This is a genomic window from Mesorhizobium sp. WSM4822 (assembly GCF_055811155.1).
On sequence record NZ_JBVVQM010000008.1, the window covers coordinates 90,366 to 113,273 of the forward strand.

The window sequence follows — 22,908 nt, forward strand, 5'->3', positions numbered from 1 at the left end:
CCAGACAAGGAAATATGCTGAAAAGCCGGATGCTGTCTGACAGTATGCGCATGCGTTCATGTGGACCGGTGGCAATTTCATACAAGGGCACGCGCATATGGTGAGTTCCTTTCGTGCGGTCGTGGTTGGTGGCGGCTGTGTGGGTGCCGGCATTCTCTACGGCCTGGCAAAGCGCGGCTGGACCGATGTGGCATTGCTGGAGCGAACGCAGCTTACGGCCGGGTCGACATGGCATGCCGCGGGGCTCATCCCTTCTTACGCGCGCAGCCGCAATGTCGGCCGCATGATCGCCAGGTCGATCGAAATCTATGAGGGGCTGGAGGCGGAGACGGGCCAGAACGTCGGCTGGCACAAATGCGGCCAGCTGCGCATTGCCAACACGCGCGACAGGCTGGACGAGTACAGAAGCTACATGGACGTCGCCGAGGTCCAGGGTGTGCGGGCCCGGATCGTATCGCCCGCGGAAGCGCGAGAAATCTGGCCGCTGCTCGACAACAACAGCATGCTGGGTGCCCTCTATCATCCCGATGACGGCCACATCGCACCCGCCGATGTCACCCAGGCCATGGCCAAGGGTGCACGCGACCTCGGCGCGACGATCCATCTCGATACCGAGGTTGTGGGCTTTGAACGCATGCCGAGCGGCGAGTGGAGGGTCAAGACCTCACGCGGCGAGATCGTCTGTGAACATGTCATCCTTGCAACAGGCAATTACGCCCGCCAGACCGGCGCCATGCTGGGCCTGGACATTCCCGCGATCCCGATCCTGCATCAGTACTGGATCACCGAGGCGGTTCCCGAAATTGTGGAACGCAAGCGGCTTGGTCTTCCGGAAATGCCGATCCTCAGGGACGAGGGTTACGAGGGCTATCTGCGCGAAGAAGGCGACGGGCTGATGTTCGGTCCCTACGAGCGCACCGAGCAGCTCAAGCTGTTCGCTGAAAACGGCGTCCCGGAATGGTTCGGCGCCGATCTGCTCGATGAGGATTTCGATGCCGTGTCCTGGAACTGGGAACGTGCGACCGAACTGGTCCCCGCGCTCGGACGCGCCGGCATCAAGCGGAATGTGCGAGGACCTTTCCAGATGACGGCCGATGAACTGCCGCTGATGGGGCAGGCGTGGGGCCTGGAGAATGTCTGGCTCGCCGAAGGGGTGCCGGGAGGCATCCTTTGGGGTGGTGCGATTGGCTATTACCTCTCCGAACGGATCGTGGAGGGTGGCAACAGCATCGACACGGCGGAGCTGGACCCCCGCAGGTTCGGCCGATATGCCAACAAGAACTGGACCCGGGCAAAGGTCCGGGAGGCCTGGGGCACCCACGCCGTACAGCACTATCCAGGCCAGGACATGCCGGCGGCGCGACCGCAGAAAACGGCCCCTTCCTATGACCGTCTAAGCCAGCTCGGCGCGGTGTGGGATGTGTTGAACGGCTGGGAGATGCCGAGCTGGTTTGCGCCTGCCGGTGTCGAAGCGCGCAATGTCTACAGCTGGCGCTGGACCCCCAAAGGGAACCACGTCGCCGCGGAGGTGCAGGCTGTCCGCCAGGCCGCTGGGCTGGTCGAGATGACTCCCATGACCAAATTCGAGGTTAGCGGGCCGGGCGCCAAGGACTGGCTCGACGGAATCCTGGCCAACAGGCTGCCTCGTCCCGGTCGCGTAGCTCTTGCCCATCACCTGACGCCGGCCGGCTGCGTGCAGGCCGAATATGTGGTGGCGCGGCTGCAGAGCGAGCTGTTCTATCTCATATCGACGCCGCGCGCCGAGCGCTGGAACCTTGACGATCTCAGCCGGCTGTTGCCGAAGGACGGCAGCGTGCATCTGCGCAACGTCACGGAGGATCGCGGCAGCTTCACGGTGGTTGGGCCGAAGGCGCGCGACATATTGCAGCCGCTGACGGAGATCGACCTCTCCAATGAAGCCTTTCCATGGTTCAGCGTGCAGTCCGGCACCGTCGGTATGGCCAGCGACGTACGGCTCCTGCGCGTCAACTATTCGGGCGAACTGGGATGGGAACTCTATCATCCTCTCTGCTATCAGCGGCATTTGCTGGATGCGCTCCTGGCATCGGGAGAGGCACACGGGCTGAGGCTGGCTGGACTTCGAGCGCTGGAATCGCTTCGTCTCGATAAATCCTACCGCGCCATGTATCGCGACATGAACCCCGAATTGTCAGCCTGGGAAAGCGGCCTCGACCGATTCATCAGCCTCGACAAAGGGGACTTCATCGGCCGCGCGGCACTGGTCGCAAAACAGAAGCAGGTGACACGCCGGATCGCCACGTTGTCGATCGATACGGATGGTGCGAGCGCGTTCGCCTTCGAGGGCGTCTACCGCGAAGGCGAGCTCGTCGGCCACATCACCTCGGCGGGCTACTCCTACACTTTCGGTCACGACATCGCACTTGCGCTGTTGCCCCTGGCACTTGTGTCGCCCGGCACCGAACTCGAGGTGTCCATCCTCGGCGAGCGCCGCGCGGCCAAGGTGATCGCCGACTCGCCCTATGATCCGGAAGGCGCCCGCGGGCGCATGTGAGGCATCCCGGAGTACAGTTTCCGGGTTTATCGATGTCTCAAAACGTGCTGCAGGGCAAAATGCAAAAACCGCGCTCCATCAGGAACGCGGCTTTGCCAGATACGCATGGCGCTTCGCTACGCAAACACTTTGCGAAACTTATGGCACTTGTCGAACTTACGGGCTCCGGTACGCGAGACCTGATCCGGAGCGCCGGGCGGATGAGATATGTCCGCCTCGCAGTCCGTTTTATAGGGACATCGTTACCGCGGAGTTATCGAGAGCTTAAGCAAATCTAAATTTGCACTTTTTCCACCCAAGGAAACCGGAAAAACCCGGCAAATCCGGGGGTTACGCTGGGTTACCCCTGAGAAAATTAATTATGCCGGAGAAATCGACCCCGCCATGTCCCTGGGCGTTGAATAAGGCATAGAGCTGGGCTGCTTCGGCACCAAGCGGCGTTACAGCACCCGCACCATGCGCGGCTTCCTGGGACAATTTCAGGTCTTTCAGCATCAGTGCCGCTGCAAATCCTGGGTTGTAGTCCCTGTTTGCGGGCGAAGTCGGCACCGGCCCGGGCACCGGGCAGTAGGTGGTCAAGGACCAGCACTGGCCGGAGGAGGTCGAGGCGACGTCGAACAGCGCCTGGTGTGACAGGCCGAGCTTTTCCGCCAGCACGAAGGCTTCGGCGACACCGATCATCGAAATGCCGAGGATCATGTTGTTGCAGATCTTTGCCGCCTGGCCGGCGCCGTCGCCGCCGCAATGGACGATGCGACCGGCCATCGGCTTCAGGATCGGCTCGGCAGTTGCAAAGGCGTCATCGGAGCCTCCGGCCATGAAGGTCAGCGTGCCGGCCGCGGCACCGCCGGTGCCGCCCGAGACCGGTGCATCGATCGACGACAGCCCGTGCTTCCTGGCGACGGCATGGGCCTTGCGGGCTGACTCGACGTCGATGGTCGAGGAATCGATGAATAGTGCGCCCTTTTTCGCCTTGGGCGCTATGTCCTCATAGACGGACAGCACATGCTTGCCCGCAGGCAACATGGTGATCACCACATCGGCATCCTTCACCGCGGCCAAGGCATTCGCCATGATCGTCACGCCTTGTTCTTTGGCGACGTTGAGGTTCTCCGGCACAAGGTCGAAACCATTCACCGCATGCCCCGCCTTGACCAGGTTGGCGGCCATCGGATTGCCCATGTTCCCTAGGCCGATGAAGGCGATCGTCATAGTGGTGCTCCGTGATTTGGGCTAACAGTAGGCAGTAGGCAGTAGGCAGTAGGCAGTAGGCAGTAGGCAGTAGGCAGTAGGGGTCTATTCGGGTGCAAGTTTGAAAATAAGCTGGCGAAGCATTTTGCCGATGCCCTCCGTGGATGTCAGCAAATGACTAGCTTGATCATGCGTGGCAAGGCCAATGCGTTCAGCGATCTGGAGGTGTGTCTCGAATTCCTTCAGCGAGCCTTGGGCAATCCTCAGAAATTGCTGATAGGAACCTCTGTTGTCTCGGCCATAACCTTCGGCGATGTTTGCAGGAATAGAGGTTGCTGAACGGCGGATTTGGCTGGTCAACCCATACAATTCCTCTTTTGGCCATGCCTTGGTCAAAGAATAGGTGGCGACAGCCAGATCCATCCCCTGCTGCCACACGATAAGATCCTTGTAGGAATTGATCTTGCCGGTCATCTCACTGCCTACTGCCTACTGCCTACTGCCTACTGCCTTCCAATTAATGCCCGCGCGATGATGACGCGCATGATCTCGTTGGTGCCTTCGAGGATCTGGTGCACGCGCAGGTCCCGCACCAGTTTCTCGATGCCGTAGTCGTGCAGGTAGCCGTAGCCGCCGAGTAGCTGCAGCGCATCGTTGGCGACATTGAAGCCGGTATCGGTGACGAAGCGCTTGGCCATCGCCGACCATTTGCCGGCGTCCGGCGCCTTGCGGTCGAGCTTCGCGGCGGCGGCATAGAGGAAAATACGCGCCGCCTGAAGTTCGGTCTCCATGTCGGCCAGCCTGAACTGCAGCGCCTGGAACTGGTTGATCTTCGAGCCGAAGGCCTTGCGCTCGGCGGTGTAGGAAAGCGCCTTGTCGAGCGCCGACTGCGCGCCGCCCAGCGAACAAGCGGCGATGTTCAGACGGCCGCCGTCGAGCCCGGCCATGGCGATGCCGAAACCCGCACCTTCGCCGGACAAAAGGTTCTCCGCCGGCACCTTGCAATCCTCGAAGATGACCTGGCGGGTCGACTGCATATGCCAGCCCATCTTGTGCTCGTTGGCGCCGAAGGAGAGGCCTGGCGCATCTCTGGGCACGACGATGGTGGAAATGCCTTTCGGCCCTTCAGTGCCGGTCCGCACCATGACGGCGTAGACATCGCTGTCGCCGGCGCCCGAGATGAACTGCTTGGTGCCGTTGAGCACATAGTCGCCGCCGCTCTTCACCGCGCGCGTTTTCAGGGCTGCGGCATCGGAACCGGAGCCGGGCTCGGTCAGGCAGTAGCTCGCCAGCCATTCCATAGAGGTCAGCTTCGGCAGGAAACGCTGGCGCTGCTCGTCATTGCCGAAACGGTCGATCATCGAGGCCACCATGTTGTGGATCGAGATGAACGATGAAAAAGCCGGATCGGCGTGCGACAGCGCCTCGAAGATCAGCACGGCGTCGAGCCGGCCAAGTGCCGAGCCACCGACATCGTCCCTGATATAGATGCCGCCGAGGCCGAGCGGGCCGGTCTCGCGGATCACATCGGCCGGGAAATGCTTGTTACGGTCCCAGTCGAGCGCATTTGGCGCGACACGGTCTGCGGCGAAGGCCTGCGCCATCTCCTGGATGGCGCGCTGCTCCTCGTTAAGTTCGAACTGGCTGGTGCTCGCATCGACCGCGGCGTCCATGGCGTGCTCCCTAATCTTCGACCTGTTGGCCTGTCGTTTTTGGCTTTGCGCGCGCACCAATCTAGACCAATGATGCCGCCGCGCAACCCGATCCCCTGCGGAGCGGCTGTGCACCAATGCATGCCCGGAGCAAGATGTGACGACAAAATTCGATGAACTGCTGGGCCGGTTCCGCGCATACCTTTCCTCCGTGGATCACGCCTTGGTGCGCGATGCCGTGGCGCGCATTGGCTGGGACATGCCGGCTCGCACGCTGGAGCCGCATCCGCTCAACTGCCTGCGTCATCTCGATCGCGCCGCAGAGCTGGCGCCGTCGGATGCCAAGCCGCTGGTGCAACTGCTTGCTGAACGGCGCAACGATCTCCGCTGGGGGCAGACCTACAGCGAGGCGGATTTCGGAAAAGAGTTCATCGACAATTACGGCTGGCTGGAAGTGTTCGGCACCCGAGGCCACTTCGTCAATGACGCTGTCGCCGCCGGCGTGCTGATCCTTGGGCCTGATATCGTCTATCCCGACCACCATCACATTGCCGAGGAAATCTACATTCCGCTGACCGGCGGTACCGAATGGCGCATGGGCGAGAGCGGCTTTTGCATGCGCACGGCCGGCGAGGTCGTCCACCACGCGTCCAACGTCAATCACGCCATGGGCACCGGCAAAGACCCATTGCTGGCGCTGTACATCTGGCGCGGCGGGCCGCTGGCGCAGAAATCCGATATCACCGGAACCTTGGCGCAGGGCAGGGACTGATGGCCAGAGCGATCATGCTGCAAGGCACGGGTTCCGACGTCGGCAAGACGGTGCTGGTCGCCGGCCTCTGCCGCGCGGCAAAGAAGCGTGGGTTGAAGGTGCGGCCGTTCAAGCCGCAGAACATGTCGAACAACGCCGCCGTTGCCGATATTCCCGACGACAAAGCTGGCGGCGGCGAGATCGGCCGCGCGCAATGGCTGCAGGCGATCGCTTGCGGCGTGGCACCCTCGGTCCACATGAACCCGGTGCTGCTGAAGCCGCAGACCGATGTCGGCGCACAGGTCATCGTGCAGGGCAAAATGTTCGGAGAAGCGCGGGCGCGTGATTACCAGGCGATGAAGGGCCAGTTGATGGACGCCGTTCTGGACTCCTGGGGCAAGGTCGGCGAGGGCGCCGATCTCGTCATCGTCGAGGGCGCGGGTTCGCCGGCCGAGATCAACCTGCGCAGCCGCGACATCGCCAATATGGGCTTTGCCACGCGCGCCGACGTGCCGGTGGTGCTGGTCGGCGACATCGATCGCGGCGGCGTCATCGCTTCGGTCGCCGGCACGCATCTGATCCTGCCGGAGGAGGACCGGCGCATGATCGTCGGCTATCTCATCAACAAGTTCCGGGGCGACATTTCGCTGTTCGACGATGGGCTGAAGTCGATCGAGACATTCACGGGTTGGCGCTGTTTCGGCGTGGTGCCGTGGCTGAAGGCGGCGGCGCGCCTGCCTTCGGAGGATTCGGTGGTGCTGGAGCGGTTGGCGTCCGGCGAGGCACGCGCGCTGAAGGTGGCGGTGCCGATGCTTGGCCGCATCGCCAATTTCGACGATCTCGACCCGCTCAAGGCCGAACCGCAGGTCGAGGTGGTGTTCGTGCCGCCGGGAAAGCCGCTGCCGGCCGATGCCGGGCTGGTGGTCATTCCGGGCTCCAAGTCGACGATCGGCGATCTGCTGAAATTCCGCGAGAACGGCTGGGATCGCGACTTGCTGGCCCATCGCAAGCGCGGCGGCCATGTCGTTGGTATCTGCGGCGGCTTCCAGATGCTCGGCCGCACAGTGCGCGACCCTGACCGCATCGAAGGCAGCGTCATCGAAGCCGAAGGGCTCGGCCTGCTCGACGTCGAAACGGTGATGGAACCGGAAAAGACGGTTCGCAACGTCAGCGCCCGTTCGGTGCCGTTCGACTTGCCGCTCGAAGGCTACGAAATCCACCTCGGCCGCACCATCGGACCGGATACGCTGCGGCCTTCCGCTGTCATCAATGGTGTCGAGGACGGGGCGGTGTCGGCCGACGGCAAGGTGATCGGCACCTATATGCACGGCCTGTTTGGCGCCGACGGCTTTCGCGGGAGATTCCTCGAAAGCCTCGGCATCAAAGGCGGCGGCATCGACTACCGGGCCGAGGTCGAGCGGGCGCTGGACGAGGTCGCAGCCGAGCTGGAGACCCATCTCGACTGCGACGCGATCTTTGCGCTGGCTCGGTAATTCGCAGAGCGCCTGAGGTTGGCTCAGGCCTTTTCGCCCGCCTTCGGCCAGTAGGTGCCGAAGGACCAGACGTTGCCTTCCGGGTCGCGGCAGATGAACTCGCGGCTGCCATAGTCGCGGTTGGTCAATTCCTGGATGATCGTGGCGCCGACGTTCCTGGCGTTGGCATAGGCGGCATCGGCATCGTCGACGGCAATGTAGATCGACTTGCCGCCGCCTGAGCCGGGTTCGCCGACCATCTTGCCGTAGTCGTCGTCGCGCACCGTGCCCAGCATGATCATCGAGGAGCCGAAGACCAGTTCGGCATGGTGCACGACATCGCCTTCGCCATAGCGGGCACGGACGCTGAAGCCGAAAGCCTCGCCCAGCCAATCGATCATTCTTGCCGCGTTCTTGTAGCGCAAAGCGGGGTAGAGGCGGGGCGCTTCAGTGGTGGTTGGCATGGGAACCTCCTTCATTTGGGTTGGTCGATAACCCACCCTGCTCAAAGACCGTTCCGGCGTCTTGAAGAAATGTTACCTGACAGAGAGCGCGGTCGGCGTTTCGCCGGCGAGGTCGCGAAACTCGCGCACCAGATGCGCCTGGTCGGCATAGCCGCAATCGGCGGCGATGCCGGCCCAGTCGACGGTCTGTTGTCTCGACAGGCCGAGCGCGCGGTTGAAGCGGACAATGCGCGACAGCGTCTTGGGGCCGATGCCGATGGCGTTGGAAAAACTGCCGGCGAGATGCTTGCGGCTCCAGCCCAGCCTTTCGGCGATCGATCCAATGCGGGTCCGGCCGCCGGATGCGATGATGCGGTCATAGGCCCAGGCGATTTCAAGCGGCGTCTCGGCGGCATTCTCGAGACGGGCGGTGACGAAGGCTTCGGCCATGTCGAAACGCGCCGTCCAGTCCGGCGCGTTGCCAAGCTTTTCACGCAGCGCCAAGCCTTGCGCGCCAAGCACGTCGTCGAGGACGACCATGCTGTCGGCCAGTTCGCTCATCGGCAGGCGGAAGAAACGGCGTGCGCCAAGCGGCGTGAAGTTGACCTGGACGCAGCAGGCGCCGCCGAATGATTCGATCACCACCGGTCCGGCAAAGAGGCCGGCGGCGAAACTGGCGAAGCGGTCATTGTCGCCGGGCGCCTTGCCGAGGCCGATGGCGAATGGTTCAGCGAAGTTGAAGACCAGCGGCACGGTGAGGGACGCGTATTCGACGTTGCGCATATGGCCGGGCGTCATTTCGCGATAGCCGCAAATGTCCGACACAATGCCCTGAAGTCGAGGATCCGGCAGGCGCCGGCGCATCTCGAACCGCCCGGCGACGGACCGGTCCTGCTCTTGCTGGGGTTGCATCTCGACTGGCATCGGCCATCCTTGCGCCAAGTCAAATCTAGCAGACCCGGGGCCGGAATCAAAAGCGCCCCGCGTTTTGCCGGGCGCGCCTCGGCCCCACTTAAAGGGAAATGGTCAGGCGCCGCGCATCAGGCAGCCGCCGGCAAGCACGATGAAAGCAATAAGAACAATCCACACCGATGCGAGTGGAATGAACGCAAGAACGCCAAGCGCGGCGAGTGCGCCGATGATGGCGATAACAACGGAAATGATAAAAACGATCTGCGTAGGTGCGCTAAGATTCATGTGTGGCTCCTCCTACATGATTCGAACAGCGGCATTCTATCAGGGCGCGTGATCACACACCAATCAGGGCCCGCAGCGGGTTCGCCGGGTCGGCCAGCAGCTTCACAGCAAGCGCCAGGCACACGATCACCAGCAGCGGCTTGATCAGTTTCGCGCCGATGCGCATGGCCAGGCTGGCGCCGACGCGGGCGCCGATGAACTGGGCAACGCCCATCATCAGGCCGATCTTCCAGTAGACGACGCCGAAGGCCGCGAAGACGATGAAGCCGCCGATGTTGGAGGCGAAGTTGAGCAGCTTGGTATGCGCCGTCGCCTTGAGCACGCCGTAGCCGGCAAGCGCCACGAAGGCCAGCATGTAGAAGGAGCCTGCGCCCGGTCCAAACAGGCCATCGTAGAAGCCGATGGCGGGCACCAGGATCAGTCCGAACAGGAACGGCGACAGCCGCTCGGCGCGGTCGATGTCGTTCATGTTGGGCTTGAACGCGAAGTAGAGCGCGATGGCGATCAGCACGATGGGCAGGGCAGCCCGCAGAATGTCACCCGGCACGATCGTTGCCAGCAAGGCGCCGATGGCGCTTCCGACAAGGGCCAGAAGCGCCGACGGCAATTGCCGGCGGAGGTCCACATGACCCTTCGACGCATAGTGGATGGTCGCCGAGCCCGAGCCGAACATGCCTTGCAGTTTGTTGGTGGCGAGCGCCTGGACCGGCGTGAAGCCGGCAAGCAGCAGCGCCGGCACGGTGATCAGCCCGCCGCCGCCGGCGATCGAATCGACAAAGCCCGCGGCAAAGGCGGCGAAGGCGAGCATGGCGACGGTCTGGATACTAAGGTCGATCATCTGATGTATGGCGGTGTCCGGCCGGCTGAAATATCGGGCGTTCGACCACGGCCGCCCTGTTTGCGCAAGGTCGATTCCGCGCTACCTCTATCCAAGCGCATCGCGCTTGGATTTGTATTTGTGTGGTTAACCCGGAAAGAGGCTCCTGATGGCATTCGCATTGCTGGACCAGATACGTCAGATATTCGACGGCGACCCGGGTGTGCGCAAGGTGGCGGACGATCCGGTCCTGTCGGCGGAACTGCTGATGTTGTTTCGCATGATCTTGGCCGACGGGTCTGTCAGCGAGAGCGAGATGGTTGTCTTCCGGCGCATCTGCAAGGACGCCTTCGGCATTGCGGAAAGCAGTATCGACAGCGTCATCGAATATCTCAACGAGTTCGGCTACGAGACCAACGGCTCGCAGGCGATTGCACTGTTCCGCGACCTCGATGTCGAGCGGCGCCGGCAATTGGCCAAACATATGGCGGAGATCGCCAAGGCGGATTCGCAACTTGCCGAGAGCGAGATGCGCCTTCTGCGCCGCACGCTCGACCTGCTCGACATCAGCCCGGTCGATGTGGTGAAGCCGCAGGAGTGATTGGGCCGCCTTCTCTCCTGATCAGCCTTGCTCTCGCAGCCGCTTCGCGATTGCCCGGTGCAAGTCAGGAGCGGCGGTGACAAGCGCCTTGGCAGCCTCGGACTGCGGGTGGTCGAGCACCTCGCTCGTCTTGCCGCGCTCGACGACCTTGCCGTCATGCATGACCAGCACCTCGTCCGTGATGGCGCGGGCGACGGTCAAATCATGGGTGATGAAGAGATAGGCGATGCCGAGCTTCTGGTTGAGCTCGGCGAACAAATCGAGGATTTGGGCGCGGATCGAGACGTCGAGCGCCGAGACCGGCTCGTCGGCGACGACCAGCTTGGGGCGGGTGATGATGGCGCGGGCGATCGACAGGCGCTGGCGCTGGCCGCCGGAAAATTCATGCGGGTATTTGTCCATGTCGCTGATGCCGAGGCCGACTTCGTGCAGCGCATGCGCCACCATTTCGCGGCGCTCGGTGCGTGTCGGCTGCTTCTCCAGCACATGCAGGGGTTCGGCGACTAGTTTTTCGACCTTCTGACGCGGGTCGAAGGATCCGTAGGGATCCTGGAAAACGACCTGCATGTCACGGCGAGCCGGCTTCAGCTCGGCTTCGCTCTTGCCGGTGACGGTCTCGCCGTGAAACCGGATCGTACCCGATGTCGGCCGATCCAGCGCCAGGATCATGCGGGCGAGCGTTGACTTGCCGCAGCCGGATCTGCCGACCAGCGCCACTGACTGACCCGGCGCCATCGACAGCGAGACATCGTCGACGGCGCGGATGCCAGGCGCGCGTTTGAACAATGAGGTGCGCCGTCCGGGATAGTCGCGTGTCACGCTTTCGACCTGAAGCAAAGGTCGGCTCGTCTCGATGCCATGCGGCCTGGCGCGCGCCGGCACATGCATCGAGGCCTGCGCCAGCTGGCGCGTGTAGGGATGGAGCTGCTCGGACAGCGTGCGCGCAGTGTCGCCGGCTTCCATAACCTCGCCGCGGCGCAGGATAGTGATGCGGTCCGCCATCTCGGTCACCACGGCGAGGTCGTGCGAGATCAGGAGCAGGCCCATGCGGCTTTCGGCGACGAGGTCGCGCAACAGGTCGAGGATCTGTGCCTGCAGCACCACGTCGAGCGCCGTCGTCGGCTCGTCGGCGATCAGCAGCTTCGGCTTCAGCGCGCAGGCGATGGCGATGACGACGCGTTGGCGCTGGCCGCCGGACAGTTCATGCGGATAGCGCGACATTGGAAATTTCGCTTCGGGGAGGCCGACACGGTCGAGCATTTTTCGCGCCCGGTCTTCGGCCTCGGCGCGGCTGGCCTTGGTGTGCCAGCGTATGCCTTCGGCAACCTGTTCGCCGATAGTCTTGACCGGATTGAGCGCCGTCATCGGCTCCTGGAAGACCATGCCGATGTCGTCGCCGCGCAGCGCGCACATTTGATCCTCGCTCGCCGTGAGGATGTCGATGCCGTCGAATGTGACGCGTCCGGTGGCCCGCGCGGCATGGGGCAGAAGCTGCATCACCGTCAGCGCAGTCATCGACTTGCCCGAACCGGATTCGCCGACCAGGCCCATCACCTCGCCGGGCGCGACGGAAAGCTCCATACTTTTAAGGATCTGCGTGTCACCGATGGTCAGCGACAGGTTCTCGATGTCGAGCAGGCTCATCGCTGTCGCCGCGATTTCGGATCGAGGATGTCGGCGATGCCGTCGCCCAGGAGGTTCAGCCCCAGCACGGCGACAACGATCGCCATGCCCGGAAAGATCGCCATCCATGGCGCCACCACCATGCGGGTCTGCGCGTCGAACAGCATGCGGCCCCAGCTCGGCATTGGCGGTTGCGTGCCCAGGCCCAGATAGGAAAGCCCGGCCTCGGCCAGGATGCCCAGCGCGAACTGGATGGTGCCTTGCACCAGGAGCAGCGTGGCGATGTTGGGCAGCACATGTTCGATTGTGATCTGCGTGCTGCTCTTGCCGGCGGCGCGCGCGGCCAGAATGAACTCGCGCGGCCAGATCGCCAGCGCGCCGGCGCGGGCGACACGGGCAAAGACGGGGATGTTGAAGATGCCGATGGCGATGATGGCGTTGATCGCGCCCGGCCCGAAGATGGCGGTGATCATGATCGCCGACAGCAAAGCCGGGAAGGCGAAGACGAGATCGTTCAGCCGCATCAGCGCTTCGTCGACGAGGCCGCCGCGTGCCGCGGCAAAGGCCCCGAGCGGCACGCCGACCCCCATGCCGATGCCAACCGCGACCAGCGCCACGGCAATCGAATTGCGGGCGCCGACCATGACCATCGACAGGATATCGCGGCCGAAATGGTCGGTGCCGAACCAGTGCGCCAGCGAGGGTGCCTGCGTCTTGTCCGATATCACCAGTTTGGTAACGTCGTAGGGCGTCCAGGCATATGAGACTACAGCCATTGCCAGGATCATAAGGGTAATGACGAAACCGGCCACGAAGGCGGTATTCCTGAACGCCCTGCCCAGGATGCTGCCGAACGTCTCCTCTGGGATGTCGATGTGCAGTGTCATTGCCGGCTTCTCAGGCGCGGATCGACCACCGCATAGGAAAGGTCGACGAGGAGGTTGACGGCGATGACGGCCGCGACCAGCAGCATGACGACGCTTTCGACCACGATCAGATCGCGCTGGGTGATGGCCTGGAACACCAGCCGGCCGAGGCCGGGCAGATAAAACACATTCTCGATGATGACGGTGCCGGCAAGCAGGAAGGCAAACTGCAGGCCCAGAATGGTCAACACCGGGATCATGGCGTTGCGCAGCGCATGCCGCCACAAGACAGTGCGATAGGGCAAGCCCTTGGCGCGGGCGGTGCGGATATAGTCCTCGTTGAGCACCTCGATCAGCGCCGAGCGGGTAACGCGCGCCAGGATCGCGGCTTGCGGCAAGGCAAGTGCGACCGCCGGTAGCAGCAGCGATTTCAAGGCTGGCCAGATGCCGGCACTCCAGCCGGGAAACCCACCGGCCGGGACCAGCCGCAGCCAGACGGCGAAGACATAGATCAGCATCAGCGCGAACCAGAAATTGGGCACGGCGACGCCAAGCTGTGCGGCGCCCATCGAAATCGTATCACCGGCGCGTCCACGCCGGCTGGCGGAAAACAGGCCAACGGGAATCGCGATGATGGTGGAGAGCGCAAGCGCAATCAGCGCCAGCGGCAGCGAGACGGCAAGCCGCTCGCGCACCAGATCGATGACCGGCACCGAATAGGTGTAGGAGCGGCCGAAATCGAGACTGAGCAGGCCGCCGGCCCATTGCAGGTAGCGCAAGGCCAGCGGCGCGTTGAGGCCCATCTGGTTGCGCAGCAGCTCGACCTGATCGGCACTGGCGTTCAGGCCCAGCATCAGCCGCGCCGGATCGCCGGGCAGGATCTCCAGGACGGCGAACACCACCATGGAAGCCAGCACCAGCGTGGCGAGCGCGACGGCGAAGCGTTTTAGGAGGTAGGCGGTCATGGAAGGTGGGGGATCACTCGCTCCACTTCACCTTGGTCAAATCATTGGCCTGGATCGGGGCGTTTTCCCACAGGCCTTGCAGCTTGGCGTCCCAGACGCCGACCTTGGGCAGTTCGTAGAGGAAGCCGACCACGGCATCGTCCGCCAGGATCTTCTGCGCCTGCCCCAGCAATTCCTTGCGCTTGGCTTCGTCGGAGGTGACGCCGAGATCGGCAATCACCTTGTCGAAGGCCGCGTTGTCGTAGTTGAAGTAATAGTCCTTGCGCGAATAGATATCGATGTCGTTGGGCTCGGTGTGGGAGACGATCGTCAGGTCGTAATCCTTCTTGGTGAACACCTGATCCAGCCACTGCGCCCATTCGACCGGGATGATCTCCAGATCGATGCCGACGTCGCGAAGTTGTGAGGCGATGATTTCGCCACCGAGACGGGCATAAGCGGGCGGCGGCAGTTTCAGCGTCGCCTTGAAGCCGTTTTCAAGGCCTGCCTCTTTCAGCAATTCCTTGGCCTTGGCGACATCATGCGGGTAGCGGCCGGTGAGGTCGACATAATCCTTGCTGGCCGGCGACATGTGCGAGCCGATCGGTTGGCCGAGGCCGGCCGAGGCGCCGTCGATGATCGCCTTGCGATCGAGCGCGTAGGAGATCGCCTGCCTCACCTGCAACTTGTCGAAAGGAGGCTTCTTGTTGTTGATCGACAGGATGGTCTCACCCTCGGTCGAGCCGATCACAACCTTGAAGCGCGGGTCGTCCTTGACCTGAGCGACGCTGTCGGCATCGAAGAACGGGAAAGCCTGGATGTCGCCGGAAAGCAGCGCCGGCACATAGGCCGCGGCATCGGGCACGATGCGGAATTCGGCCTTGTCGAGGGACGCCGGCGTGCCCCAGTAATTGTCCGATTTGACCAGCGTGATCGACGATCCCTTGGCCCAGCTCTGGAACTTGAACGGGCCGGTTCCGATCGGTTTCTCCTTGTTGGTCTCTGCCGATTCCGGCGCCACGATCACCGCGTCACCCCAGCCCATATTGTAGAGGAAGGATCCCTGCGGGTTCTTCAGCGTCACTTTGACGGTCGCCGGATCGACGACGTCTATCGTATCGATGGCCGCGAATAGGCCCTTTTGCGCGTTGACCGAATTTTCGGCGCGGGCTCGATCGAGCGAGAATTTCACGTCGCCGGCATCGAAGTCGGTGCCGTCATGGAATTTCACGCCGGTGTGCAGCTTGAAGGTGTAGACCTTTCCATCATCGGAAATGGTCCAGCTTTCGGCCAGATCCGGCAGCACCTCGCCAGTGGGCCCGATGCGTGTCAGGCCCTCGAACACATTGGCATATAGAACCTCGTCGATTGCCGCGGCGGCACCTGCGGTCGGATCGAGATGCGGGGGTTCGAGCGGAATGCCGATGACCAGGTCGGTCCGCGCGGCAAACGCGGAAGCGCCGGCGGCCAGCGACAGCACCGCGGCCGCCAGGATGGTTTTCCACAGTTTCATCGTGCGACTCCCCATGCGTTTCAGACACGTGCTCGAACCCGGGCGATAGAAGCGTGATTTCGTCACGGAGTAAATTGCGTTTCGTTCTGCCCGTTGGCGTGGCCGGGAATGTTTTTGTCCTGGCCACCGCATCGGCAGGTCGAAGCTTGTCGCGGTGCGCCTTACCCTGCGGCTGTGCCGCGCAGCAGCACATTGAGCCCTATCGCCATCACCTTGGCCGATTCTACCATGTCCGATATCCCGACCCATTCGTCCGGCCGGTGGGCGAGGTCGAGAATGCCCGGCCCATAGGCGATGCAATCATAGATATGGCCGATGCGCGCAATGTGCTTCTGGTCGTAGGTGCCGGGCGAGATGACGTAGTCGGGTTCGCGGTCGAAGATCGCCATGATGCCTTGCGCAACCGCCTTGACCACCGGGGCGTCGCGCTCGGTCATCAGCGGCAGCACTTCCATCAGGTCGCGGATTTCGTAGTCGAATTTTGTCCGCTCGCGCTTTAGCCGGTCGAGAATACCGGTCACTTCGCCTTTGACGGTGTCGAGATCTTCCTCGAGGAGGAAGCGACGGTCGATGGTCAGCCGGCAGGAGTCGGGCACGTTGGGCGACGGCAGGCCGGGCCGGAAGTCCTCGGTCTGGCCGCCATGGATCGAATTGATGTTCATGGTCGAGCGTTTAGCCCCTTCGGGCACGACCGGCATGCGCGTCATCTTGCGGTCAAGCGCAGGGAACAGCTCGTCCTCGAAAGCCCTCAGCACGGCGCCCATGTGGCGCACCGCATTGTCGCCGAGAAACGGCATCGAGCCGTGCGCGATCTCGCCCTTGGTCTCGATCTCCGCCCACCAGACGCCGCGATGCCCGAGGCAGATGCGGTCCTTGTTGAGCGGCTCGGGAATGATGACGTGGTCGACCCTGGGTTTTGAGAAATAGCCGAGTCTGGCCAGATGGGCGACGCCGCCGAAGCCGCCGGACTCCTCGTCGACGGTGCCGGATATTTCGATGGCGCCGGGAAAGTCGGGGAAGACTTCCAGGAAGGCTTCGGCTGCGATGATCGAGGCGGCCAGTCCGCCCTTCATGTCGCAGGCGCCGCGACCATAGACCTTGCCGTCTTTGACGACGCCGGCAAAAGGATCGACGGTCCAGCCGTCGCCGGCTTCGACCACGTCGATATGCGAGTTGAAGTGGACGCAGGCGCCTGACGATCTTCCGTCGAAACGGGCAACGACATTGACGCGCGGGTAGCGGTCGGTGTCGCCGGGCGTGCCTTCGGCGCGGATGAATTCGGTCTCGAAACCACTCTTCTTCAGCCGCGCGCCGAGATATTCGGCGCATGGCCGATAGGCCTCGCCGGGTGGATTGATGGTCGGAAAACGGATCAGCTCAGTGGTCAGCGCGACGACATCGTCGCGCCTGTCATCGATTGCCCGGAGGAGTCGCTCGTTCATGCCCAGAGTTGAGCAGCGATCTCGGCGGTTTTGCAAGCCCGTTGGTGATCGAGCCTGTGCGGCGTGTCGTTGCGGCAACTATTGCGGGAAATCGTTCAAATTCGCTGCTTTGGATTGGCGAATTGGTCAAGGTGTGTGTGTTAGCCCGTTCATCTGCCATTAAAAAGATGAGAGACAATTTGAGGGCAGGCAGGTTAGGGGCAATCAAAGGGGTTTGATCGCATGAAAAAGACAGTTCTCATGGCAGCCGTGTTTGTTGCGATGCTGTTCGGTGCTTCGGGGCAGGGCTGGGCAGCCAGCCTCGTTGCAAATATTGACGTGTCTTCGCAGACGATGACCGTCAGATATGGCGCGTCGGTTTACCGGTGGAGCGTCTCCACCGCGCGCAAAGGTTACATTACGCCGCGCGGCAGCTATCGGCCGCAACGGACGGCGCGGATGTGGTATTCGCGCAAATACGACATGTCGCCAATGCCTCATTCGGTGTTCTTCCGCGGCGGCTATGCCATTCACGGCACCGGCGCGGTGAGGCAGCTCGGGCGCCCGGCATCGCATGGCTGTGTGCGCTTGCACCCGACCAATGCCGCCGCCTTCTATGCGATGGTTCGGCAAGCCGGTTTCGGCAACACGCGCATTGTCGTCACCAACTGAAGAGATTCAGGTTCGCCGTTGTCGGCTGGCGCAGGGCTAACACCCTCGCCAGCAGTTCCGTTTAAGCGTTCGGGACCGCTTTTGCCTGCGAGGGCCGCTTTCGACGCCCGCCGCTGATCTCCCACCTTTTGTGGAACCACATCCACTGGCCGGGATCTTCTCGCACCCAGCGTTCGACGACATCGTTGAGACGCTGGGTGGTGGCGTGGACATCGACGCTGCCGTCAGCCGTTCGCGGCAATGTCAGCTTGTCCTCGATTTCGAGCCGGAAGCGGTTGCCTGGCAGCCTGATGCAGCGAGCCGGATAGACGTCGCAGTCATAGTGACGGGCAAGGGTGGCCAGCACCCGATTGCTCTGGCACGGACGGCCGAAGAATGTCGTCTCCAGTCCGTTGGAGAATTTCTGGTCGACAAGGATGCCGATGTTGCCGCCGTTCTCCAGGACCCCGGCCAAGGCGAATGAGGCACCGGCCATCGATGGCAGCAACGAGCCCATGGTCGAGCGGCGCGTCGAGAGGATGTAGTCGGCAAGATAAGGATTGTTGGGTGGGCGAAACAGCGCCGTGATGTTCATGCCGAAGGTCGCCGCCGCCACCGGCAGCAATTCGAAATTGCCGAGATGGCCGGTAAAGACGATGTGCGGCTTCACTTCGCTGGCGATTTCGAGGAAGTGGTCCGCTCCTTTGACCTCGATGCGGCCGGGCTTGATCGCTGTAGGGTCATAGTCGAAGAGGGCGTCGAGAAAGATGTATTCCGCGGCAAGACGGGCCATGTTGCCCCACATGTCGGAGGCGATCGCCTGGATCTCGGCTTCGCCCTTTTCCGGATAGGCCTTGCGCAGATTGTCGACGGCGACCTGATGGCGTCCCACCCGGGGGCCGACCATGCGTGCGGCGCGGTCGGCGAAATTCAACGCACTGTCGGCCGGCAGCAGGCGCAGGACCGAGATGATCATCATTGCGGCGCGCGCCACCAGCCAGTAATTGAGCTGGCGCAGTTGCCTGCCGTAGCGAAATTTTAGATCCCGGCGGAACTTCTTGAACACAGAGGTCAAGGCTCTAGCCGACGCGCAGGATGATCTTGCCGAAAACGTCGCGGCCTTCCATGCGCTTCAGCGCGGCGTCGATACCGTCGAAGCCGACTTCGGTGTCGATGACGGGTGCGACCTGTCCCGCCGCCATTTTCTGCATGGCGTTGGCCATGTTTTCCATGCGGCAGCCAAACGAGCCAAGCAGTTTCAATTGCTGCTGGAACAGCTGCATGAGGTTGATCTGCGTCGACACGCCGGAAGTCGAACCGCAGGTCACCAGGCGGCCGCCGCGCTTCAGGCACAGCATCGAGGCGGCAAAAGTGTCGGCGCCGACATGTTCGAAGACGACATCGACGCCCTTCTTCTTGGTCAGCTTGCGCACGACGCCCTCGAAACGGTCGTCGCGGTAGTTGATGACATGGTCGGCGCCGAGCGCCTTGGCCTTGTCGATCTTGTCGTTGGAGCCGACCGTGGTGATGATGGTGCAGCCCATCCGCTTGGCCAGCTGGATGGCCGCAGAGCCGATGCCGGATCCGCCGGCATGGATAAGGATCGTCTCGCCGGGCTGTAGCCTGGCGTTGTCGAACAGCATGTGCTCGACCGTGCCGAAGGTGACGGGCGCGACCGCCGCGCCGATGTCGGTCACGCCGGGCGGGGCGGGGACCAGCAGGCGAGCCGGCAGGTTGATCTTCTCTTGCGCGAAACCGTCGAGATGGAAACCGTGCACACCCGAAACATGTTCACAGAGGTTGTCGCGGCCTTCGCGGCAGGCTCGGCAGAGGCCGCAGGTGCGCGCGCCGTAGATCGATACCAATTGTCCGGGCAGCAGGCTGGAAACGCCGGAGCCTACCGCCTCGACCTCGCCCGAGGCTTCGGCGCCGACGACCAGCGGCAGCTTGCGCTTGGCGAAGGCCATGCCGCGCCAGCCCCAGACGTCGATATGGTTCAGCGCCACCGCCTTGATGCGCAGCGTGACTTCGCCAAGTGCCGGCGGTGGGGGAGGCGGCAGGTCCACCGTTTCAAGACGGCGGTCCTCGATAAGTTGCAATGCGCGCATTGGGCCTGTCGGTTTCGGTCTGGCTGAAAAAGGTCGCTTAGACCGGTTCCCGCGCCATGACAAGGCAAGTGTTCTGGCCGCCGAAGCCGAAGGAGTTCGACAGCACGGTGCGGACCTCGGCATTGCGCTTCTTGTTCGGCACCACGTCGAGCACGATCGCGGGGTCGGGATTGTCATAGTTGATGGTCGGCGGGATGACGCTTTCGCGCATCGTCATCAGTGAGAACGCCGCCTCGACGGCGCCCGCCGCCGACAGCGTGTGGCCGATCATCGATTTGTTCGACGAGACCGGCATCGAGCCGATCCGCTCGCCGAACACCGTCGACAGCGACAGATGCTCCATCTTGTCGTTTTCCGGCGTCGAGGTGCCGTGGGCGTTAACGTAGTCGATCTCGTCCTGGCTCAAGCCGGCATCGGCTAGCACAGCACGAACCGCCGCGATCGCCGGCGAAGCGTCCGGCTTCGAGCGGGTGCGGTGGAAATCGTCCGCCTTTTCGCCGCAGCCGCGCAGGATGCCAAGAATCGTGGCGCCGCGCGCGAGTGCGGTTTCCAGTGATTCCAGCACTAGCGCGCCCGAACCCTCGGCGAGGACAAAGCCGTCGCGGTCCTTGGAGAAAGGTTTTGACGCCTTTTCGGGAATGTCGTTGTGGGTCGACAGCGCGGACAGCAGCGAAAAGCGGATCAGCGCCTCGGCGGTCGCCGAACCGTCGGCGCCGATCGACAGCGCGCGGTCGCATTCGCCGCGGCGGATCGCCTCGACGCCGAGCTGGATGGCGGTGGCGCCGGAAGCGCAGGCGGTCGACAGCGTGATCGGCAGCCCGCGGGTGCCGAAACGGTCGGCAAGCCGGCCGGCGATCGAGCCGAACTGCGTGGTCTCGAAAAAGTCGAGTTCTTTCAATCCGCGCGCCACCCGCAGCAGCCGTTCGCCGCCGGAGTCCAAATCATTGGAATTGTAGAGCGCGAAGCGGTCGTGCCAGTCGAGTTCGACCGGCGGTGAAGCGAGGAAGAGAGGACCACCAAAATCACCGGAATCGAGGCCGGACTCGGCCACGGCCTCACGCGCGGCGGTTTCCGCCAGTTCATAGGTGAGGTGGCTGGAGCCCTTCGAGCTCGACGGCAGGAAGTCGACCATGCCGGAGATGCGGGTGTTGAGATGATCGACCGGAAAACGGGTAATCGGGTGGATGCCCGACTTGCCCGAGGTCAGCGCCGCCCAATTATCGGCCTTGCCGACGCCAAGCGAGGTCACCACGCCGATGCCGGTGACGGCAACGATCGGCCTGCCCATATGATCGTTCAGATTGGCCATGCGGTAGCCCTCGATCGTTTATCGTTGCGGCATGGATCGTGGACCACCGCATCAGGCGGCGTTGACGAGCGCCATGCCCTCGAATTGGTGATAGCCGATCGCCGTTGCAAGGACGGTTGCGGGAACCCCTTCGAACGGCTTCTCGGCTGCGGCATCAAAAACAGGGTAGGCGGCCTTGCGATCGACGGCCAGCGCCGCCAGTGCCACGGCGAAGGGAAACTGTGCTTCCTTCATGTGCCCGGTCAGCGTCGAGAAGCCGCGCGCGGCAATCGCCGGATTGGCATCGAGCGCGGCTTTCTCGGCGATGGTTGCCGTATGGGCGCCCGACGCGCCCGACAGGGCCAGCAATTTGCCGTTCGGCATTGCAGCCTGCTTGAGCAGGGCGGCGATCTCGGCGTCGAGTTCTCCCCGTGGGCGCCTGGCGCGGCCGGAGACGACCGGCCCAAGCTCGGCATAGATCTTGCGGCCGCGGCTCATCGCGTGTTCGCGCTGCTCCAGCACTAGGAAGGCACCGCCGGATCCAGTCACGACGCCGCCGCCCTCAGCCCCCTGTCTTTGCCAGACCGGCTTCCATGGGCCGCGATGCAGATAGCCGGCGAGTTCATAGCCGAGCAGCATGTCGGAATGTTCGGTCTGGAAGGCGCCGCCGACCAGGATGTGCGTCGACTGGCCGGAGCGGATGCGCGCGGCTGCTGTCTCGACGGCGGCGACACCGGCACCTTCCTCGCCCATGAAGGTTCTGGATGAGCCGGTCACCTTGTGGACGATGGAGATGTTGCCGGCGAGCAGATTGGAAAGCTGCGCCAGGAACAGTGTCGGCCGCAATTCGGTGGTCAATTTCTCGTTGATCAGCACATCGCGGTCGTTGCGGCTTTCCGACGCGGCGAGAATGGCGGCATCGACCGCCTCGTCGCGTTCGCCGCCGCCCGCGGCCACGACCATGTCCATGGTCGTGCAGAGTTCGTCATTGCCCTTGATGCCGGCGTCGTCCAGCGCCAGGCCTGCGGCATAGGTGCCGAGCCTCTGCCAGGTTTCCATCTGGCGCTGATCGCCACGTTTGGCGATCTGCAGGTTCCAGTCGATCTCCGGCAATGGATGAACGGTATAGGGTGCAAAGCGCGCCGCTTCGAGCACCGGTTCCAGCCCCGGCTGCACGAGCTTTTGCCAATGGGCGTCCGGACCTTCCCCCAGCGAGGAGACAAGGCCGATACCTGATATGACGACGTCGCGGGGGCTGCTCATGTGCGGCTTTGTGGGTCAGGCGGCAGAGCGCGTCAAGATCGAACGCTCAACCGATGTCAGGCGGTCTTGGCGGCAACCAGCGCGTCGATCTTGGCGCACAGGTTCTTCATGACGAAGTAATCGTCGGTCGAAGCCTTGCCGTCATTAACCTCCTGGGTCCACTTTTCCAGTGGCACCTTGACGCCGAATTCCTTGTCGATGGCAAAGACGATGTCGAGGAAATCGAGGCTGTCGATGCCGAGATCGTCGATCGTGTGGCTGTCGGGCGTAATCGTCTCGATATCGATCTCGCTGGTGTCGGCAATGATCTTGGCGACTTTGTCGAACGTGGTGGACAAGGGCTTTTCCTTCGGTTGCGGGCGGAATCTGTCCGCATCTTGTTTGGGCGCTGTCTAATCGGTTTTTCCCGGCAGGAAAAGGCCTGATGCGCCGGGCGCAGATGGGTAGGGCATCCAGGAAACGCAAGAAGGGGGGGGGGGGGGGGGGGGCGGGGGGGAGGCCCCCCCCCCCGGGGGGGGGTTTGGGGGGGGGGACGCCGCCCCCCCCCCCCCCGCCCCAAGAGGGGAGCAAACAC

At 63.1% G+C, this 22,908-nt stretch carries 22 protein-coding genes; 5 read left to right on the forward strand and 17 right to left on the reverse strand.

Features of this window, described 5'->3' with window-relative positions; translation table 11 throughout:
* The first annotated feature begins 97 nt into the window (after positions 1-97).
* Entirely contained in the window at positions 98-2,533 is a 2,436-nt protein-coding gene (locus AC0L3E_RS19340; protein ID WP_128309156.1) for a GcvT family protein, read from the forward strand.
* 330 nt (positions 2,534-2,863) lie between these two features.
* On the opposite strand, the gene mmsB is transcribed toward AC0L3E_RS19340, so the two are convergent.
* The 3 genes from mmsB to AC0L3E_RS19355 all read right to left on the reverse strand — a co-directional run bounded on the left by mmsB (position 2,864) and on the right by AC0L3E_RS19355 (position 5,397).
* Complete coding sequence (gene mmsB, locus AC0L3E_RS19345) at positions 2,864-3,745, reverse strand: 3-hydroxyisobutyrate dehydrogenase (protein WP_292134603.1); 882 nt, start codon at positions 3,743-3,745, stop codon at positions 2,864-2,866.
* 84 nt (positions 3,746-3,829) lie between these two features.
* Positions 3,830-4,198 carry a four helix bundle protein gene (locus tag AC0L3E_RS19350; RefSeq protein WP_127331895.1) on the reverse strand — a complete coding sequence of 123 codons (369 nt, stop codon included), beginning with the start codon at positions 4,196-4,198 and terminating at the stop codon, positions 3,830-3,832.
* Between the two features lie 29 nt (positions 4,199-4,227).
* Positions 4,228-5,397: an isobutyryl-CoA dehydrogenase gene (locus tag AC0L3E_RS19355; protein WP_128289822.1), complete on the reverse strand. Its 1,170-nt coding sequence runs from the start codon at positions 5,395-5,397 to the stop codon at positions 4,228-4,230.
* A gap of 136 nt (positions 5,398-5,533) precedes the next feature.
* On the opposite strand from AC0L3E_RS19355, the gene AC0L3E_RS19360 reads away from it, so the two are divergent.
* Positions 5,534-6,148 carry a dimethylsulfonioproprionate lyase family protein gene (locus AC0L3E_RS19360; protein WP_128309158.1) on the forward strand — a complete coding sequence of 205 codons (615 nt, stop codon included), beginning with the start codon at positions 5,534-5,536 and terminating at the stop codon, positions 6,146-6,148.
* A complete protein-coding gene (locus AC0L3E_RS19365; protein WP_473605384.1) occupies positions 6,148-7,620 on the forward strand; it encodes a cobyric acid synthase in 1,473 nt (490 codons plus the stop codon). Before AC0L3E_RS19360 ends, AC0L3E_RS19365 begins: the two co-directional genes overlap by 1 nt.
* A 23-nt stretch (positions 7,621-7,643) precedes the next feature.
* On the opposite strand, the gene AC0L3E_RS19370 is transcribed toward AC0L3E_RS19365, so the two are convergent.
* The 4 genes from AC0L3E_RS19370 to AC0L3E_RS19385 all read right to left on the reverse strand — a co-directional run bounded on the left by AC0L3E_RS19370 (position 7,644) and on the right by AC0L3E_RS19385 (position 10,077).
* Positions 7,644-8,063: a VOC family protein gene (locus tag AC0L3E_RS19370; RefSeq protein ID WP_473605385.1), complete on the reverse strand. Its 420-nt coding sequence runs from the start codon at positions 8,061-8,063 to the stop codon at positions 7,644-7,646.
* A 72-nt stretch (positions 8,064-8,135) separates the two neighbouring features.
* Positions 8,136-8,966: a helix-turn-helix domain-containing protein gene (locus tag AC0L3E_RS19375; protein WP_473605386.1), complete on the reverse strand. Its 831-nt coding sequence runs from the start codon at positions 8,964-8,966 to the stop codon at positions 8,136-8,138.
* 102 nt (positions 8,967-9,068) lie between these two features.
* On the reverse strand, positions 9,069-9,239 hold the full coding sequence (locus AC0L3E_RS19380; RefSeq protein WP_127268806.1) for a hypothetical protein: 171 nt from the start codon (positions 9,237-9,239) through the stop codon (positions 9,069-9,071).
* A 52-nt stretch (positions 9,240-9,291) separates the two neighbouring features.
* Positions 9,292-10,077: a TSUP family transporter gene (locus tag AC0L3E_RS19385; RefSeq protein WP_127268807.1), complete on the reverse strand. Its 786-nt coding sequence runs from the start codon at positions 10,075-10,077 to the stop codon at positions 9,292-9,294.
* Between the two features lie 148 nt (positions 10,078-10,225).
* Here AC0L3E_RS19385 and AC0L3E_RS19390 point away from each other — a divergent pair, with 148 nt between their 5' ends.
* Entirely contained in the window at positions 10,226-10,657 is a 432-nt protein-coding gene (locus AC0L3E_RS19390; RefSeq protein WP_127268808.1) for a TerB family tellurite resistance protein, read from the forward strand.
* Between the two features lie 21 nt (positions 10,658-10,678).
* On the opposite strand, the gene AC0L3E_RS19395 is transcribed toward AC0L3E_RS19390, so the two are convergent.
* The 5 genes from AC0L3E_RS19395 to AC0L3E_RS19415 all read right to left on the reverse strand — a co-directional run bounded on the left by AC0L3E_RS19395 (position 10,679) and on the right by AC0L3E_RS19415 (position 17,045).
* Positions 10,679-12,301, reverse strand: a complete 1,623-nt coding sequence (locus AC0L3E_RS19395) for an ABC transporter ATP-binding protein (RefSeq protein ID WP_473605387.1) — start codon at positions 12,299-12,301, stop codon at positions 10,679-10,681.
* A complete protein-coding gene (locus AC0L3E_RS19400) occupies positions 12,298-13,167 on the reverse strand; it encodes an ABC transporter permease (RefSeq protein WP_473605388.1) in 870 nt (289 codons plus the stop codon). The genes AC0L3E_RS19395 and AC0L3E_RS19400 overlap by 4 nt, the downstream gene beginning before the upstream one ends.
* Positions 13,164-14,111, reverse strand: a complete 948-nt coding sequence (locus tag AC0L3E_RS19405) for an ABC transporter permease (RefSeq protein ID WP_473605389.1) — start codon at positions 14,109-14,111, stop codon at positions 13,164-13,166. The genes AC0L3E_RS19400 and AC0L3E_RS19405 overlap by 4 nt, the downstream gene beginning before the upstream one ends.
* A 13-nt stretch (positions 14,112-14,124) precedes the next feature.
* On the reverse strand, positions 14,125-15,603 hold the full coding sequence (locus tag AC0L3E_RS19410; protein WP_473605390.1) for an ABC transporter substrate-binding protein: 1,479 nt from the start codon (positions 15,601-15,603) through the stop codon (positions 14,125-14,127).
* Positions 15,604-15,764: 161 nt separating this feature from the next.
* Complete coding sequence (locus AC0L3E_RS19415) at positions 15,765-17,045, reverse strand: acetylornithine deacetylase/succinyl-diaminopimelate desuccinylase family protein (RefSeq protein ID WP_473605391.1); 1,281 nt, start codon at positions 17,043-17,045, stop codon at positions 15,765-15,767.
* 222 nt (positions 17,046-17,267) lie between these two features.
* Between AC0L3E_RS19415 and AC0L3E_RS19420 the strand changes: the two genes are divergently transcribed.
* On the forward strand, positions 17,268-17,696 hold the full coding sequence (locus AC0L3E_RS19420; RefSeq protein ID WP_023812266.1) for a L,D-transpeptidase: 429 nt from the start codon (positions 17,268-17,270) through the stop codon (positions 17,694-17,696).
* 61 nt (positions 17,697-17,757) lie between these two features.
* Here the strand turns inward: AC0L3E_RS19420 and AC0L3E_RS19425 are convergent, their stop codons facing one another.
* The 5 genes from AC0L3E_RS19425 to AC0L3E_RS19445 are packed head-to-tail and all read right to left on the reverse strand — an operon-like array spanning position 17,758 to position 22,672.
* Complete coding sequence (locus AC0L3E_RS19425; protein ID WP_164873981.1) at positions 17,758-18,741, reverse strand: lipid A biosynthesis lauroyl acyltransferase; 984 nt, start codon at positions 18,739-18,741, stop codon at positions 17,758-17,760.
* A 13-nt stretch (positions 18,742-18,754) separates the two neighbouring features.
* Positions 18,755-19,783 (reverse strand): zinc-binding dehydrogenase, encoded by a 1,029-nt coding sequence (locus AC0L3E_RS19430; protein WP_127269349.1) that lies wholly within the window; start codon positions 19,781-19,783, stop codon positions 18,755-18,757.
* 37 nt (positions 19,784-19,820) lie between these two features.
* Positions 19,821-21,092, reverse strand: a complete 1,272-nt coding sequence (locus tag AC0L3E_RS19435) for a beta-ketoacyl-ACP synthase (RefSeq protein ID WP_027039033.1) — start codon at positions 21,090-21,092, stop codon at positions 19,821-19,823.
* Positions 21,093-21,143: 51 nt separating this feature from the next.
* Entirely contained in the window at positions 21,144-22,334 is a 1,191-nt protein-coding gene (locus AC0L3E_RS19440) for a beta-ketoacyl-ACP synthase (protein WP_127810226.1), read from the reverse strand.
* A gap of 56 nt (positions 22,335-22,390) precedes the next feature.
* Complete coding sequence (locus AC0L3E_RS19445; RefSeq protein WP_473605392.1) at positions 22,391-22,672, reverse strand: acyl carrier protein; 282 nt, start codon at positions 22,670-22,672, stop codon at positions 22,391-22,393.
* Positions 22,673-22,908: the final 236 nt, after the last annotated feature.